This is a genomic window from Tenacibaculum profundicola, from assembly GCF_057220795.1.
Genome location: NZ_CM170137.1, coordinates 3,438,685 through 3,453,799 on the forward strand (window position 1 = coordinate 3,438,685; position 15,115 = coordinate 3,453,799).

Below are 15,115 nucleotides of genomic sequence, written 5' to 3' on the forward strand. Positions count from 1 at the left end.
GTTAGTCAACAATGTATCGTTTAATTTAGGTTAGAGTCATGGAAATTTACAGGGGGGCCGAAAACATTTTTGTTTTTGGAGAAAGTAAAATTACAGAGAGAATAAGGAAAGATCTAAAGAGTTTTTTTAAGGTAGATATTTCTAGTGGAGATCTAGATGAGCCTAATGGTGATTCATTTAGCTACTTTTTTTTAGAGAAAGACAATCTTAAAACAGCTTTAGATTATTGCTTCTATTTTAGAACTAAATTGACGGGTAATGTTATGTTTATAACTGCCCTTGATGACACTACTCTTGTGTTAGGGCCTAATTACAAGCCTTCTAAAAGCGCTGGGGTTGATTCTTACCTGTACTACCATTTTAGTTTACTTAAAGGAGGGCTAGAAGATAAAGATTTTAAAGAAATTAACCTTTCTAGTTTTGATGATATTCTCACCGATGATTTTTTGGAAGAAAATTATACGACTATTTTGAATAGATTAATTAAGGAATTTGTTGACTTCAAAATTGAAGGTAACGAAGGAGGGGAGTTCGTTAATAGAATCGAAAGAATTAACATTTCAAACCATAAGACTTTTTCAAAAAAAATATATCCTATACTTGAAGACACAGCTTCTGTTTTTAAAGATACAGGTTTTAATTTTCGTTTAGTAGATGATATATCAAAGGATAATGCCTATAATTATGTAGGCAAAATTAAGGACAACCAGAGTATTGCTGTAGTTGGAGGAGGTACATCTGGTTATTTAGCAGCCTTAGCACTTAAGAAAAAAATGCCTCATTTTCATGTTAAAGTTATTGAATCTGAAAAAATACCAATCATAGGTGTAGGAGAAGCTACCACTCCAGATATAATTGATTTTCTTTTTAATTATTTGGATATTAATAAGGTTGATTTTTTTCAAGATGTTAGACCTACATGGAAATTAGGTATAAAATATTTTTGGGGAAGCAATGAAAAAGGATTCAATTACCCTTTTGGAATACACGATATTGTTAGTGCTAAAGTACATGGAGATGTAAATCAGGGGTCGTTAACTTCAATATTGATGGAAAAAGAAAAATCATTTATTTGGAAAAATGAAGCAGGTAAATTCAATTCTTTTTCAAAAACAAATAGCATTAAACATGCCTATCATTTAGATAATAAACTGTTTGTTAGTTTCCTTAGAAAACTACTCTTAGAAAGAGGTATTGAAATTAAATATGGTACAATAAACGAAATTTCACTCAATAAAGATTCTAGAGGAGTTGAGTATATTAAAGATGAAAAAGGTTTACAATATTACGAGGATTTTTATGTTGATTGTACTGGTTTTAAATCGTTGTTTTCAAAAGAACTAGATAATCAATTTTATAGCTTCGATGATTGCTTGTTTACAAATTCTGCTATAGTAAGTGCGTATAAAAATAATGGGAACATAACTCCTTATACCTCTGCTATAACAATGAATAATGGTTGGTGTTGGGATATTTCTCTAAGGCATGAAAATCATGTTGGGTATGTGTTTTCAGATAAATATTGTAGTAAAGAAGAAGCTCTTATTGAGCTCAAAAACAAGTATCCATACTTGAATGAAGAGTACAGATTTTTAAAGTTTCAATCAGGAAGAAGAGATAAGTTTATAGTTGCGAATACTTTTTTTATAGGAAATTCCTACGGTTTTGTAGAGCCTCTTGAGTCAACAGGTATCCATATGATTATTAGGCATATAAAAGAAATGGTTGAAAACATTGACGCTATAAAACCAAAAGGATATTGTGTTGTCTCTAAGGTAATTAATGAAAGTGTTGCTAGTCGATGGGATTATTTGAAATGGTTTTTGTCTATTCATTTTAAATATAATACAAAGTTAAATACGGAATTTTGGAATGATTGTAACACGAATATTAACGTTCATGAGTTTGAGTTTTTAATAGATATTTATAAAGAAGAAGGTCCTTTCTCTATTCTTAGTACAGAACTTAAAGATAATTTAACGAAATATGTGGTGGATAATAATTGGGGGTTTCTTGGGATTGATGTTATTCTTCTGGGTTTAGGTTTAATTCCAAATAAATTTAAAGAACTTAAACCTTACGCACCTGATTTATGGAATTTTAATAAAAATACATGGAATCAGATATCTGAAAAATCTATCCCAGTGGGAGAGGATTTGAAGTATTTACTTAAACATACACATTTAATTTAATTTTAAGAAAAAATGAAGAAAAAATTACTTTTTTTAATCTTAATTGTTTTAATGGGAACTGCGGGTTTTTCAACTTTGAAGAATTGTTATGGAAGTAACGGAAAATCAGATATCTCTACTACGTTTTTCTTGGATTCAGGGACTAACAAAGTCAAACTTGAAAATATAGAGAAAAGAATTACAGATTCTTTAACCGTTGCTATTGTTCAAAAAAAAATTAATCCACTAAACAACCTATACAAAGAGTTTTCAGAGGCAAAGACCCCTCTTGAAAAATACTGGAAAGCGTATATTTGTTATCAAAAAGCTATCTACGGATTGGTGATTACGCAGAACGATCCGCTACCTGATGAATTTATAATTAAAGAGAATGTAGAAGAAGGTATTCATATTCTGAAAAATGATTCTAAATCATCAGAGTCGTATGCCCTTTTGGCTACTTTAACCTCTTTGAGTATTGATTTTCAAACAAATCTAAAAAAAATGATTGTTGTGAAGAATACGGAAAAATATTTTAAAAAATCGTTAGCACTAAACAATAAGAATCTTAGAGCATATCTGGGTTTAGCAAGACTTGATTTTTATACCCCGAAAAAATACGGTGGAGGAAAAAAAGTTAATGAAATTTTGGAAAAAGGTTTAGCTTGTAATGACAAAACGATAGATAGTCCCGTAATGCCTTCTTGGGGGCGTATTGATATTTATGAATTATTAGTGGATCATAATTTAAAAGAAAATCAAGTTACTAAAGCCAAACGTTACTACAAAGAAGCTTTGTCAAAATACCCTAATGAATATAGAATTGGGCAATTGGCAAAAAAATTTATTTAAAAGTGGATAATGATTATAGTATGTAAACAAAAGAGATTTTGTTTATAAGGTAGTTTCAATTTAATAATAATAGTTATGTTTTTTAAAACTTTCAGTGAGTGTATTTATATACATTCATTAGGAATCTACATACTTGTTTTATTTAATAATAATTCTGTTTACAGTCAAGATAGGACCGTTTCTGGAGTGATTTATGACGAAACAATGCAGCCTTTGATGTATGCAGAAATACTAGTTAAAGGGATGCCCACACTGGCAGCTATTTCAAATGACAATGGAAAGTTTAGGATAGAAATACCAGAAAATCTATTTAAGAATAAAATGTCGCTTATAGTTCATTTTTTAGGGTATAAAAAGAAGGTTGTCGAGGTTAATACATCGTTTTTAGAAATATATCTTGAGTTAAATGAAAACATTTTGTCTGAAGTAGTTCTCAAACCAATAAGTGGTAATGAAGAGGTGTTTGCCTTGAAAAAAATGAATAAAATGGACATATATAGTATACCTGGAACTTCTGCGGATCCCTTATTAGCTTTAAATATTTTTCCTTATTCTACGGCTAATTTGGAAGTTGCTAATCCGGCATTACGAGGAAGTAATCCTAGCCAGAATATGGTATACTTAAACAATGTTTTGGTAAGTAACCCAGTTAGAAATAATCAGCTTACAGGTATAGGTAGTTTTAGTATTTTTAATTTAGAATTAATTGACAAAGAGTTTATTTATCCTAGTAACCCACCATTAAACTATGGTAATTCTAGTGGAGGGGTAATTGACCTGTCTACAGTCAGGGAGGTAGATAAGTTTTTTAGCCTCTCGCTAACTTTAGCAAATATTGGTTTTTTTTATTCAGATAAAATAAATGAGAAAGCTTTTTTTCAGGTCTACGGCAATTATCAATTTTCTGATGCTTATTTAACAGTGAATAAAAATGCTTTTGATAACATTGATAGTTTTGAGAGTACAGATGCCGGCTTTAATTTTAATTATAGGTTCACATCACAATTTTACATGAATAGCTTTACTTACGGTATTGGAGAGAATATTGATAGCGATATTAATTTGTTAAATTCATTAGAAGCTAATACGTCTCGAAATAAACGATTATTTAATATTACAAATCTTGTGTATGAGACCAGTGATAATGTGAAAATTACCGGTAATTTAGGGCACGATTACACAGAAGGTACAACTAAATTAGGAGGTTACGACATTGCTAATGAAAATAGTAATTACTCTTACTCGTTAGAAACAGAATTTAAAAGCCCAATAGCACATAAGATTTATACTGGTGTTAGTGCTTTGTTGAAAAAATACTCTTATTCCGGTGAAAGGCCATTTTTTCATTATACAATAGCTGAGGAGTACCCAACAGAAACCTTCGATAGCTCCATTGATGTAACAATGTATGAGGCGTTTTTAAGAGCTAGATGGAAATTGAAAAACACTAATATGTCTGTCGGGTTGAGAAAAAATATCCCAAGTAATTGGGATGTTTTGGGGAGGACTATTAAAGAGGATTATCTGAGCTATCAGGTTAATTTGAAACATAAAACAGGAAATCATAGTATTGCGTTTTCGGGTGGGAAATATAATAGTTTAAGTGAACCGAATATACTTAATAGAAACCTGAAATTTTATCAATCTAAACAATTGAGCTTAGATTATGGTTTTAAAAATGATCGATTAGAAATAGCATCGGCTTTGTTTTATAAGAAAGATACGGAAAGTGATTTGGGTAAAAATGACTTTGTGAGTTTAGTGGATTCTGAGGATGTTTCCATAAATATTCTTGGTTTTGAATATTACATAAGAAAGAGTTTTTTTGATAACCGGCTAGACACCTATTTTTCTTACAGTACGGCTTCGATTAGTAATATGACTGAGTTTATTTCTGACTATCCTGGAGAAAATAATATGAATTATAATTTTAAGTTTTCTCTCATATATAAGTTAGATAAGTTTACATTTTCTGCGCTTTATAATTTGAAAGATGGGACACACTACACTAGTGTTGAAGGAGTAGATTATATAGCTGACCTTGATGCTTATAAACCAATTTTCAATACGGAACCAAACAATCGTAAATTTTCTGATTATAGCATATTAAATATTAATGTTAACCACATGATTTTTATGAAAAAATTAAGGATAATAAGTTTTGTGTCTTTTAATAACGTGTTTGATAGAGAAAATCAAAGAAATATTTTTTTTAATAAAGATTTTAGTCAGTCTGAATTTGATCACTACCAGGGGTTTAACACGTATTTTGGAGTGATTTTAAGTTTTTAATTAAACAATTTATATAACAAATGTATACACTAGTAAAATGCAGTAATATTAATCAATTAACAACTAATTAATTCAATTTTTTATGAGCAAATTAAAAATAACGATCAAGGAGGTAGAAAATAGAAGTTTACCTTCTGCAAGTGGTTTGGGTATTGCGATGGGAGCGGAGAAAACTTTTCAGTTAACTTCATTATCCACATCATGTACTTGTTCTTCGACCTGTAGTTGGTAAATTTTAGCCTTTTGTAACAATGGTATTCTGAGCTAGAGATTCGAAAGATTTTATTAGAGCCAATGATTAGAAAAGATTCAAATTTGATACTTCATTTAATACTTTTTGTATTTAACCTATTAAATGTAAAAAATATTGAAATGTGTGTTTAACAAGTCAGTTAAACTTAAATACTAATAATTCTAAATTTTATAAACTATGAAGAAACTTAATGTAACTATCAGAGAAGTAGAAAACAGAAGTTTGCCCTCAGTAACAGGTTTAGGTGCTGCCATGGGTGCTGAAAAAACTTTTCAGTTAACTTCATTGTCTACATCATGTAGTACAACAAGTTCTTGTACTTGGTAAAATTTTGGTCTTTTATGATATTGATGTTCTGAGTTAAATATTCGAAATTTTTTTAGAACTCAAGATTAAAACAAAGACTAGAATTTGATTCTTTATTTAATATTTATGTATGCAATGTTTTGATATGTAAATAATTAAAATGTGTGTTTAATAATAATTTAAACTATGACAATATATATAAATCAAATTTTTACACATTATGAAAAAACTTAATGTTACCATCAGAGAAGTAGAAAATAGAAGTTTGCCCTCAGCAACAGGTTTAGGTGCTGCTATGGGGGCTGAAAAAACTTTTCAGTTAACCTCATTGTCTACATCATGTAGCACAACCAGCTCTTGCTCTTGGTAAAATTTTAGTCTTTTAGGATATTGATGTTCTGAGTTAAAGATTCGAAAGCTTTTTTAGAACTCAAGATTATAAGAGACTAGAATTTGATTCTTTATTTAATGTTTATGTGTTTACTATATAAGTATATAAATGGTTAAAATGTATGTTTAATGAAAATTTAAACTATGATAATGATAATATATAAAACAAATTTTTACACATTATGAAAAAACTTAATGTTACCATCAGAGAAGTAGAAAACAGAAGTTTGCCCTCAGCAACAGGTTTAGGTGCTGCCATGGGTGCTGAAAAAACTTTTCAGCTAACTTCATTGTCTACATCATGTAGTACAAGTTCAACTTGTTCTTGGTAGTCTGAGGTAATCTTTGTTTAGTACCACCATTAGTTTTACTAATTCAAAGATTATAGCTAAGATGTTTGTAGATAGTTACTATAAGAATGTTTTCTTAGACATTAACATATTTAGGAAAACATTCTTTTAGATGGGTATTTTACTAGTGTATTTAAATCTTAAATACAATTACAAATCAATAAATAAAAAGTAACCATTAGAGTGATCTATCGAAACATAATTGTTTAGCCTTCAGTGTCTGATTTAAATATAGTTTTAGGAGACAAAAGATTTGTTTGATTTAGAATGTTCTACATTAATAATATAAAATACGTTGAACAAGATCATATAAGTAAGATAGTACCTAGTACTGAGACAAGCTACTTTACATTAATAAAATTAATTCGTTATTATGAAACAATATAATACCAATTCGTTCAAAATTTATAAAGGTCAAGGTAAGAATTATGTATTCGTAGATGATCTATTTTTGTTCGAGTTAATCGGTAAAGATTCAAAAATAGTCCTAGAAGTAATAGAATTCCTTAAGGAAGGTCAGAAGGGAGAAGATGAAGTTTTTGAGCATTTCAAGAATAAATATTCAAAAAACAAACTTCGAAAAATATTCTCTTTCCTGAAAGATATGTTTATTTTAAAAGAAACAGATAAAAGTAATATAAACGTTAATTATAGTGTTGTTGGAAATTATCAAAATGAAGTTTTGATTGATGTCTTGAATGAGACAGAGAGTAACGAATCTATTGTTACTTATAACCATACCAATACCTATGACTACGATAATTATGATCTGGAGGAATTAAAAAAACAAGATCTAGTAATATTCGATGGAGATTTGATTGAAAATAGCGAAAAGCTTATAGAAATCAACTCCGTATTATACAATGAAGATGTGACTTTAGCCTATTTCTCTCTTGATAGACAAGCGATAATTGAAATAGGACCCATTTGTAAAAAACATATTCAAACACCTTGTTTAGAATCTTTTATGAAGCGAAAGGTTTCTAATTTACAAAATCCGGATTTATTTCTAAATGTTATTGCATTAGACAAAACAACAACCAAAAAACCAATATCAACGGTAACCCAAAAGATCGGTGTTAATCTTTTAAAAAGAGAATTAAACAATTATTATACAGAGAACTTCTCTAATTTACTCGGAGCTAATTTCCAATTGGATATATATACTCTTGAAATGAGTAAAAGCATTGTGTTAAAAGCATATAATTTAAGTTACGAAGAAACACCAATTATAACACCTTTCAACTAATATGTTACGTTTAAAAGATTTTTACAACCTAGCGAACAGAACAGCTGGTTTATTAAATGGAACCATAATATTACCAGGTAATAAATTTTTTCTACCCAAAGAATTAAGTACAGCCTCGGTAAAAGGAGATAATTTGCATTACATTGGTTTATATGGTTTTGAAGAACTAGATGGTAACGCTATTGGTTTTGGGCAAGAACATGCTTTTAGAGCAGCTTTTGGGGAAATATTTGAAAGGTATTGCTCACAAATACCTAAAAACCCAACCTATTTCGGTAGTTATAATCAGTTTAGGGATAAATATAACATCATAAATCCTAAAAAATTTCAATATTTTGATGAAGCCATTCATGATTCGGAAAGCATATCTATACCTCGAGTTAATTCTGATACAGATATGTATTGGGTAGAGGGTTTTGATCATATCACTCAAAAAGAGATTTTAGTTCCAGAGCAGGTTGCAGGGTTTTCAAACCATTCTTTGGAACGATATTTTTATTCTACCACTACTGGAATGGCTGCTGGTGCAACATTTGAAGATGCAAAAAACGGTGCATTGTTAGAGGCTATCGAAAGGCATGGATTCTCACAATTTTGGTATCTCCAAAAGGAAATAAAATTTAAAAAGCATAGTGCACAAATGGTGTTGGATTTTTTTCCAAACAATAAAAAGATAAAAGCTATTTTTGATAATAAACGTGTTAAACATACCATTTTTGATTTAACAGAGTTCACTTATACGCCTACTTATTTTGTGTTTGTTGAATACCATTATCAAGGGAAATACGAATATAGTTTGGGATGTGCTTCTAGATTTACACAAGAGGAAGCGCTTATAAAAGCTGGTTTAGAGGCTTATCAAGGAATTGGTTATGGGTACATCTTAAAACAGAGGTTCAAAGAGGAGAGAAAACCTCTTAGATTTATGAATCTTAAAAAAACACTGAACCAGTTTAATAAACATTTTTGGTTTTACCATGCTTACCCATCACAAAGAAAATTTGTTCCTATTTTTAATGAACTTAAAAAAGATAATTACTCGCCAGTTATAGATCACAGTGATCTAATAATAAAAGATTTTGAAACATTTAAAGTGCATTCTGGTGTAGAAAATTTAATAGTTATAGATTTTACGGATCCAGATATAGCAGAGCTTGGTTATTATGTTTGTCGAGTTTTAACACCTGATTTGGTACTGTTAACAGGAAATCACGCCATTCCTTATATAAATTATGATTTGTTTAAAGGAAGAAACCTGTTTCTTGAAATGCCACATTTTTTTCCTTAAAAATAATAATTATGAACGATCAAGAAAATATTATTTATAAGCTGTTTAACGCGGCATTAATAAAAGAAGATGAGAACATGCTGCTGAATTTTAAAGACAAAGACAAATTAAGCCCCTATTACCAAATGGTTTTTGATTTGTTTACAGGACTTCTTGTAATGAGATATAACAGCATTAATCAAAATAGAAGTATTGTTGATAATGCAATCAAAGTGTTAGAAAGGCAAGAAAAGAAAAACTCAGAAGACTTCGCTTTATTGGCTCTTTTCTATGGAATAACTCTAAAAGGGCAAAGGGCACTGAATTTGCACAAAAACATTATTACAAAAACAAAGATGTTTGCTTCCGCTTCATTAAGTTTAAATAAGTTCAACATCAGGGCGCACTATGCACTTGCTGTGGTGCACATGGAGTTGAATAGAAATACTGACTATAAAAAATCGATAGACTACCTTCGAGATGCTATTGAAATAATCAGGAGCGAGCTAGACGCTCAAAATCCGGTAAAATGGGGCGAAGATTGGTGTTATGCGTTCCTATTACTGTTTTATAAGAGAAATGAAGACACTAATTCCTATAATCAGTATAAAGAGGAGGCGTTGAAATTTTATCCTACTAGTGAATATATAAATAGTATAATTAAATTTTAAAGAAATGATTACAAAAAGAGATAAACTTGAAAACTTGGTTTTTAGTGTAGGTTTAACAGAACATGCGTACAATTTTATAGAAAGCATGAAACTTAGACCATTCCAGGTAATGAGTAATAATTTTAATGATAAAATTGCTATTGTAAATAAAAATCCTGCTTATAAAGATTTAATTATTAATTCTAGCTTTGAGATAGGTAGAGTGGAGAAGTCTTTTAAAGTTGATAAAATTGAAAATAACGAAGAGGTTAACGCGTTGGAGAACATAATGAAAAAGAGAAAAAGTACACGGGTTTTCTCGAAAAAAATGAATAAAAAAGAATTGTTTACTCTTTTAAAAGGGGCTTATTTTCAGCATATCACAAAAGAAGGTAGAAAGAAAAGGAATATTGCCTCTGGTGGAGGAATTTATCCAATAGAACTGTTTTATTTTAATATTTCTACCATTGGTTTGCCAAAGGGACTTTATCATTACAACGTGCAAAGAGAATCTTTAGATCTTCTTAATAAAATGGATAAAAGGGATATGATGGATTTTATGAAAAAAGCGTATTTCACTGATTATAAGGATGACATAGATTATCACGATGCCTCAGGAATTATTGTTTTTATTGGTATTGTAAATAAAGCATCTTTTAAATATAATGATTTCGGTTTAAAATTAACGTATATAGATACAGGCGCTATATTGAATAATTTATGGTTAACGGCAGCAGCGTTAAATATAGGGTGCGTGGCTTGCGGAGGATATAATGACGAAATGTTTGAAAAGGCACTGGATTTAAAAGCATGGTACCATAATGTGGTAACGACAATGTTAATCGGGAAAGAATGAAATATGTGTTAGATAATCAGTATTTAGATATACAGAATATTCATAACAAAGATTCCGTAGTTATTTTTAATGAGAAAAACGGTAAAATTGTTACATTATCGAGAGCTGAAATGGACGTTATTGAAAAATATGTTCAGCTTAACAATATAAAAGACTGCTTTTTATTTTTTAAAGATAAGTATGAGTTGGCTAATGAAGAAATTATTTTTGAGATTGTGTCTAGAGCAAAAAAAATGGAGTTGCTCGTGCTAGATCAATTAGAGGATAATTTACCTTCAAATTATTTGTCGTTTAAATTCAATAGCTTGTTGTTTTGGTTATCTCCACTTTTTACAGTTAAATTTCAGGTAATTAAAAAGAATCGAATTTTTCAATTTGTAAGCGTTACTGTGAATTCTAAGAGAGTTTTGAGTGTTTCTTTTACAGCTTTAATTGTTATTTTCTCAGGGTTATATGCTATTAATTATTTAGTGGGTGAAAGTAATAGTATTTTCTTTAGTTATGTGATTTTGTTTTTGCCCTTTGTGCTGCTGTCAACTGCAGCACATGAATTAGGTCATCTCATAATTTATAAGTTATTAAAAGGGCAAGGTGGAAAAATTGGTGGGGGTCTTTTCTTTTACGTTTATCCTATGATGTATTGCTACGATTTATTAATTATACATTTCAGAAAGTGGGAAAAGGTTTTTGTTTCTTCTGGTGGAATTGTTATTGATTTGATACTCTTTATAGGAATGATTGTTTTAAATTTCGACCCGTATTACCTAATTCTTACTGCCTATAGAACTCTGATTAATATAAATCCTTTAATTGGAAAAACGGATGGATTTTATATTGCAAAAGACCTATTGGGTTATGAGCCTCTTTATTTCGTGAAAAAAGGAGCTTGGCTATTTGTTCAGTTTTTAAGGAAGTATAAGATGAAATTAGAATATACAATAGACTTTTTATTATTTTCTGTAATATTAGTTTTAAATATAATATTTTATTTAGGCATAATATTTCACTATTGGATTCCATTTATTTTCTAGAAAGTAATAATTATTCTTCCGTTTTGTGTATCTATAGGTTATACTAATACGTGTTATGTAGAGGTATACTTGTCTTTTATATATAAACAAACTCCTACCCATGGAATAGTTGGTTTTTCCCCCTTCGAATCGGGTAATAAAGCCAAAACTCTATGAAATAATGATAATCTTTTTAGTTTTGCAGCGGTTTTGAGCATAGATCTAATTTTAAGGGGCTTCCATCCAAACTTTTCAAAAAAATATGGGCCGTTTTCCGGAGCAAATTTTATAATATTGTTAGTGAAATTGAAGTTGTTACCTTGTTTTTTTAACATCTGTTTTTTTAATGCGATGGAAATTATATCGGTAGCATAAAAATAAATATATGGTTGTTCTGTAAGTTCTTGTGCTAAGTTAGAAACTTCGTCATTTGTTAAATAAATCAATAACCCTTCTGTGATTACTAGAGAGTTTTTACAAATGTTTTTCAGGTTTTCAAATAATGATGTTCTTTCGGTTTTGTCTGATAAATCACAAGCTATCCTCGTAAGTTTACAGTTCGCTTCTTTGTCTTTTAATAAATTCTCTTTTAAATCTATAATTTCTTTAAAGTCTACTTCAACCCATTCAATATCTACAGGTATTGGTAATCGGTAAGGTCTAGTATCTAGGCCAGCAGCCAAATTAATAACAGAAGTAATGTTATGTTCAGTAATACACTGTTTGATAAATTCATCAAACAAATAAGTTCTTGTAACAAACACCCAAGATTGTGATTTACTATGCGGTATTGCATTAAATATTGATTCTCCTTTTTCTCCAGCTAGTATTTCTGCATATGGGTCTTTGAATATTGCATCTTTTCTTTTGCTTTCATTAACTCTATATTGTGCAACCCAAAATGCGGTTTCTGAAATGTCTTGTATATTTTTTTTCATCTTGTATAAAATATTTTGGGCATAGTATAATCTTATACTCATTAGCCAGTGATGTTTAGTATTAAGAAGGTAGTAGTAAAATATACCAAATATCGCATTTTAATACATTTCGTGTAATGCGTTAGTTTAAAGTAGTTTAGTTGTGGTTAGGCAAATATATAGAATGTTTTACAATATTACTAAGTATGCAAGATAAGGGTGTTTTATGTTGATTAAAGTATCAATACGATTTACAGATAAATATTTCGCATATCTATTATTTCTTTTGTAGCTATTTTTGCGTTATAAAACTTAATCATAGCTTGGCTATGCTAAAGTTTTAGGCCTTAAACTAACTTAAAATAATTCAATACCTATATGCGAAATATTTATCTGTAAATCGTATAATTCGAACTTACAAAAGGAGATGTTATACCAATTGTTGTTTGAATTTACTGTAAAATAAAATGAGTGATTTTTTATTTATATAAGATAGAAAAATCAATAATAGCAGGAACTATGATTTCTTTTTATATTGAAATAGAAATGGAAAAAGGACGTTTAATACGGTAAATGCTATTACTTTCATGACAAGTGACTTTTAGTACGGACAATTGTGTTATTTATGCTTAAATATAATGGTGTAAGGTTAGGTATTATATATCTAAAAGTTCATTATTTTTCGGATCTTAAGATAACAAACGAGTATGCTACATTCTGAAAAATTTTTAATTGAAAAATGGATATGGGTTTCTAATTTAGAAGTTAGGTGAAAAGATATCACCCCATTAATTCTGATGTGATTTTTAATGAAATTTATTCTATTCATGGGCATGCATATGATCATATACTTTTTTTAGTTCAGCAACTTTAACAAGCCCGGCAATTAAAAAGCATACCAAAGGAATATAGTCATTAATAGACATGAGAGATAAACCGACTATATGAATACCAAAGAAGAGCATGTTTTTTTTGCTCATGCTCAAACGTTCACTAACTTTTGATGATTTTCCATGAAGTTTAATAATGCTAGTTTTTAGTATAAGTAGAGAAAGTTCGCTCATTATAAGAACGATACCGTAGAGTGTTACAGGAATGTCTTCTACATGATTGTCACCTATCCATGAAGTGGTAAACGGAATAAGAGATAGCCAAAACAATAAATGTAAGTTGGCCCAGAGAATGTTTCCGTTTATTTTATCGGCTATTTTAAATAATTGATGGTGATGATTCCAGTAAATACTTATGTATAAAAAACTAACTAAATAGCTGATAAAAACAGGAAATGTTGCATACAATGCTTTGAGTGTTGTTTCGTTTGGTGAATTCAGTTCTAAAACCATTATGGTGATTATAATGGCAAGAACGCCATCACTAAAAGCTTCTAATCTTTTTGAGGTCATTTGTTTATCGGGATTAAGAGGGTGAATTAGGTAATTACCTCTCTAAATAATGGTGTTTATATAGATGAGTTTTAGTATAACCCTGAGCTCGATTGCTTGAAACAATCACCAAATGATGATCTTTTCATCTACTTTAGGGAGATTTAGTATTACTGAGTAAATACATTTTGAAACTGTTGTAATTAACAGAAGAGTATGCCATGATTACCGTAGTAATTATAACAACTTCGTACCAGTGCATCATACTAATAATCGAACTCAAGGTTTAAAAGTTTATTTGAAATAATTTCTGCCATTAGGGGCTTCATCCAGTGTGAATTCCTGTTGGTACTTTGGATTATATACGTTCAATATCGTATAAGTTCCAGAGGTTTTCCATGATTGACCATCCCAAATACCCTTGTCATCCAATTGTTTTTCTATTTTTTGTGATTGGATTAATACTCGACCCCAAAATAACCACTTGCCATCGATATTATGAACATAATATACCCTAACTGGATCTAGTTGAAAAATACGTGGGCTCGGCTTGTTTTTAAATTCAAAAACCTTGCCTTCTACATCTTTTAATGTTAAAGGATTACTCCTGTGTTTTTCTATATTGAAAATATCTACTGGAAACCCTTGGTCTGCGGTTAATTCAAGGGTGTCATTAATTTCTACGAAACTTCCCATTTTTATAATGTTTTAAATTTTTATGTTAGTTAATATTTTCCTCCGTACATTTTTATTAATCCATCAAAGCCATTATGATAGAATTCAGTGAGACCGTCTTCAGGATAATAAAATGTTGAAGACCACTGTAGGAGGCAAGTTTTGTCTAAATCCTTTTCTATTACTTGTATTTGAGCGTGATACTTTTGAATCATTTCACCCCATTTACCTTTATGCCATTTGTATTTATAAAACATGTTTTCATTGTCGATAGATACCAACTCTTCCCACGTGGGCGGTTGCCCTGGAAATGTTAATTTTCTACGAATGTTTCGGTCTTTGTATTGCTCTTCTGGTACTTCAGAAACAGCAATATCTGGATGCCATTGGTTGATGTTGTAAAATCCACCTACCATATTCCATACTGTGGCTGCTGGTGCATTCAATTCACATACTGTAATTACTCGCCAATCTTTATATTCTTTGTTATTCATA

General features: G+C 29.9%; 16 protein-coding genes. 12 read left to right on the forward strand and 4 right to left on the reverse strand.

The genetic code is table 11. The features are described 5' to 3' along the window. Nucleotides 1–38: 38 nt before the first annotated feature. From AC2TDS_RS14400 to AC2TDS_RS14455, 12 genes are all read left to right on the forward strand, one after another. Complete coding sequence (locus AC2TDS_RS14400) at nt 39–2,192, forward strand: tryptophan 7-halogenase (RefSeq protein WP_484736275.1); 2,154 nt, start codon at nt 39–41, stop codon at nt 2,190–2,192. Between the two features lie 12 nt (nt 2,193–2,204). After that, nucleotides 2,205–3,023: a tetratricopeptide repeat protein gene (locus AC2TDS_RS14405; protein WP_484736276.1), complete on the forward strand. Its 819-nt coding sequence runs from the start codon at nt 2,205–2,207 to the stop codon at nt 3,021–3,023. A 75-nt stretch (nt 3,024–3,098) separates the two neighbouring features. Continuing rightward, nucleotides 3,099–5,315, forward strand: a complete 2,217-nt coding sequence (locus tag AC2TDS_RS14410; RefSeq protein ID WP_484736277.1) for a TonB-dependent receptor — start codon at nt 3,099–3,101, stop codon at nt 5,313–5,315. Between the two features lie 82 nt (nt 5,316–5,397). After that, a complete protein-coding gene (locus tag AC2TDS_RS14415; RefSeq protein WP_484736278.1) occupies nt 5,398–5,547 on the forward strand; it encodes a hypothetical protein in 150 nt (49 codons plus the stop codon). A 198-nt stretch (nt 5,548–5,745) separates the two neighbouring features. Next, the gene (locus tag AC2TDS_RS14420) at nt 5,746–5,895 is read left to right on the forward strand and encodes a hypothetical protein (RefSeq protein WP_484736279.1); all 150 of its coding nucleotides are present in this window, start codon (nt 5,746–5,748) and stop codon (nt 5,893–5,895) included. A gap of 199 nt (nt 5,896–6,094) precedes the next feature. Continuing rightward, nucleotides 6,095–6,244 carry a hypothetical protein gene (locus tag AC2TDS_RS14425; protein WP_484736280.1) on the forward strand — a complete coding sequence of 50 codons (150 nt, stop codon included), beginning with the start codon at nt 6,095–6,097 and terminating at the stop codon, nt 6,242–6,244. 202 nt (nt 6,245–6,446) lie between these two features. Next, the gene (locus AC2TDS_RS14430; RefSeq protein WP_484736281.1) at nt 6,447–6,596 is read left to right on the forward strand and encodes a hypothetical protein; all 150 of its coding nucleotides are present in this window, start codon (nt 6,447–6,449) and stop codon (nt 6,594–6,596) included. A 391-nt stretch (nt 6,597–6,987) separates the two neighbouring features. Next, nucleotides 6,988–7,863 carry a hypothetical protein gene (locus AC2TDS_RS14435; protein ID WP_484736282.1) on the forward strand — a complete coding sequence of 292 codons (876 nt, stop codon included), beginning with the start codon at nt 6,988–6,990 and terminating at the stop codon, nt 7,861–7,863. 1 nt (nt 7,864) lies between these two features. After that, nucleotides 7,865–9,151, forward strand: coding sequence for a YcaO-like family protein (locus AC2TDS_RS14440; RefSeq protein ID WP_484736283.1), 1,287 nt, complete (start codon nt 7,865–7,867; stop codon nt 9,149–9,151). Between the two features lie 11 nt (nt 9,152–9,162). Beyond that, nucleotides 9,163–9,801, forward strand: coding sequence for a hypothetical protein (locus tag AC2TDS_RS14445; protein WP_484736284.1), 639 nt, complete (start codon nt 9,163–9,165; stop codon nt 9,799–9,801). Nucleotides 9,802–9,805: 4 nt separating this feature from the next. Further along, complete coding sequence (locus tag AC2TDS_RS14450; RefSeq protein WP_484736285.1) at nt 9,806–10,636, forward strand: SagB/ThcOx family dehydrogenase; 831 nt, start codon at nt 9,806–9,808, stop codon at nt 10,634–10,636. Beyond that, nucleotides 10,633–11,667 (forward strand): hypothetical protein, encoded by a 1,035-nt coding sequence (locus tag AC2TDS_RS14455; RefSeq protein ID WP_484736286.1) that lies wholly within the window; start codon nt 10,633–10,635, stop codon nt 11,665–11,667. The genes AC2TDS_RS14450 and AC2TDS_RS14455 overlap by 4 nt, the downstream gene beginning before the upstream one ends. A gap of 53 nt (nt 11,668–11,720) precedes the next feature. Here AC2TDS_RS14455 and AC2TDS_RS14460 read toward each other — a convergent pair whose 3' ends face one another. The 4 genes from AC2TDS_RS14460 to AC2TDS_RS14475 all read right to left on the reverse strand — a co-directional run bounded on the left by AC2TDS_RS14460 (nt 11,721) and on the right by AC2TDS_RS14475 (nt 15,114). Then, nucleotides 11,721–12,584, reverse strand: coding sequence for a class I SAM-dependent methyltransferase (locus tag AC2TDS_RS14460; protein ID WP_484736287.1), 864 nt, complete (start codon nt 12,582–12,584; stop codon nt 11,721–11,723). 800 nt (nt 12,585–13,384) lie between these two features. Then, complete coding sequence (locus tag AC2TDS_RS14465; RefSeq protein ID WP_484736288.1) at nt 13,385–13,966, reverse strand: TMEM175 family protein; 582 nt, start codon at nt 13,964–13,966, stop codon at nt 13,385–13,387. A gap of 273 nt (nt 13,967–14,239) precedes the next feature. After that, complete coding sequence (locus AC2TDS_RS14470; protein ID WP_484736289.1) at nt 14,240–14,641, reverse strand: hypothetical protein; 402 nt, start codon at nt 14,639–14,641, stop codon at nt 14,240–14,242. A gap of 29 nt (nt 14,642–14,670) precedes the next feature. Then, nucleotides 14,671–15,114 carry an SRPBCC family protein gene (locus tag AC2TDS_RS14475; RefSeq protein ID WP_484736290.1) on the reverse strand — a complete coding sequence of 148 codons (444 nt, stop codon included), beginning with the start codon at nt 15,112–15,114 and terminating at the stop codon, nt 14,671–14,673. Nucleotide 15,115 lies beyond the last annotated feature (1 nt).

Excerpts from the sequence above, each read along its gene's own strand:
- AC2TDS_RS14445 (WP_484736284.1), top strand. The coding sequence starts at position 9,163 with ATGAACGATCAAGAAAATATTATTTATAAGCTGTTTAACGCGGCATTA.
- AC2TDS_RS14415 (WP_484736278.1), top strand. The coding sequence starts at position 5,398 with ATGAGCAAATTAAAAATAACGATCAAGGAGGTAGAAAATAGAAGTTTA.
- AC2TDS_RS14470 (WP_484736289.1), bottom strand. The coding sequence starts at position 14,641 with ATGGGAAGTTTCGTAGAAATTAATGACACCCTTGAATTAACCGCAGAC.
- AC2TDS_RS14460 (WP_484736287.1), bottom strand. The coding sequence starts at position 12,584 with ATGAAAAAAAATATACAAGACATTTCAGAAACCGCATTTTGGGTTGCA.
- AC2TDS_RS14450 (WP_484736285.1), top strand. The coding sequence starts at position 9,806 with ATGATTACAAAAAGAGATAAACTTGAAAACTTGGTTTTTAGTGTAGGT.
- AC2TDS_RS14425 (WP_484736280.1), top strand. The coding sequence starts at position 6,095 with ATGAAAAAACTTAATGTTACCATCAGAGAAGTAGAAAATAGAAGTTTG.
- AC2TDS_RS14475 (WP_484736290.1), bottom strand. The coding sequence starts at position 15,114 with ATGAATAACAAAGAATATAAAGATTGGCGAGTAATTACAGTATGTGAA.
- AC2TDS_RS14410 (WP_484736277.1), top strand. The coding sequence starts at position 3,099 with ATGTTTTTTAAAACTTTCAGTGAGTGTATTTATATACATTCATTAGGA.
- AC2TDS_RS14405 (WP_484736276.1), top strand. The coding sequence starts at position 2,205 with ATGAAGAAAAAATTACTTTTTTTAATCTTAATTGTTTTAATGGGAACT.
- AC2TDS_RS14435 (WP_484736282.1), top strand. The coding sequence starts at position 6,988 with ATGAAACAATATAATACCAATTCGTTCAAAATTTATAAAGGTCAAGGT.
- AC2TDS_RS14455 (WP_484736286.1), top strand. The coding sequence starts at position 10,633 with ATGAAATATGTGTTAGATAATCAGTATTTAGATATACAGAATATTCAT.
- AC2TDS_RS14430 (WP_484736281.1), top strand. The coding sequence starts at position 6,447 with ATGAAAAAACTTAATGTTACCATCAGAGAAGTAGAAAACAGAAGTTTG.
- AC2TDS_RS14400 (WP_484736275.1), top strand. The coding sequence starts at position 39 with ATGGAAATTTACAGGGGGGCCGAAAACATTTTTGTTTTTGGAGAAAGT.
- AC2TDS_RS14420 (WP_484736279.1), top strand. The coding sequence starts at position 5,746 with ATGAAGAAACTTAATGTAACTATCAGAGAAGTAGAAAACAGAAGTTTG.
- AC2TDS_RS14465 (WP_484736288.1), bottom strand. The coding sequence starts at position 13,966 with ATGACCTCAAAAAGATTAGAAGCTTTTAGTGATGGCGTTCTTGCCATT.
- AC2TDS_RS14440 (WP_484736283.1), top strand. The coding sequence starts at position 7,865 with ATGTTACGTTTAAAAGATTTTTACAACCTAGCGAACAGAACAGCTGGT.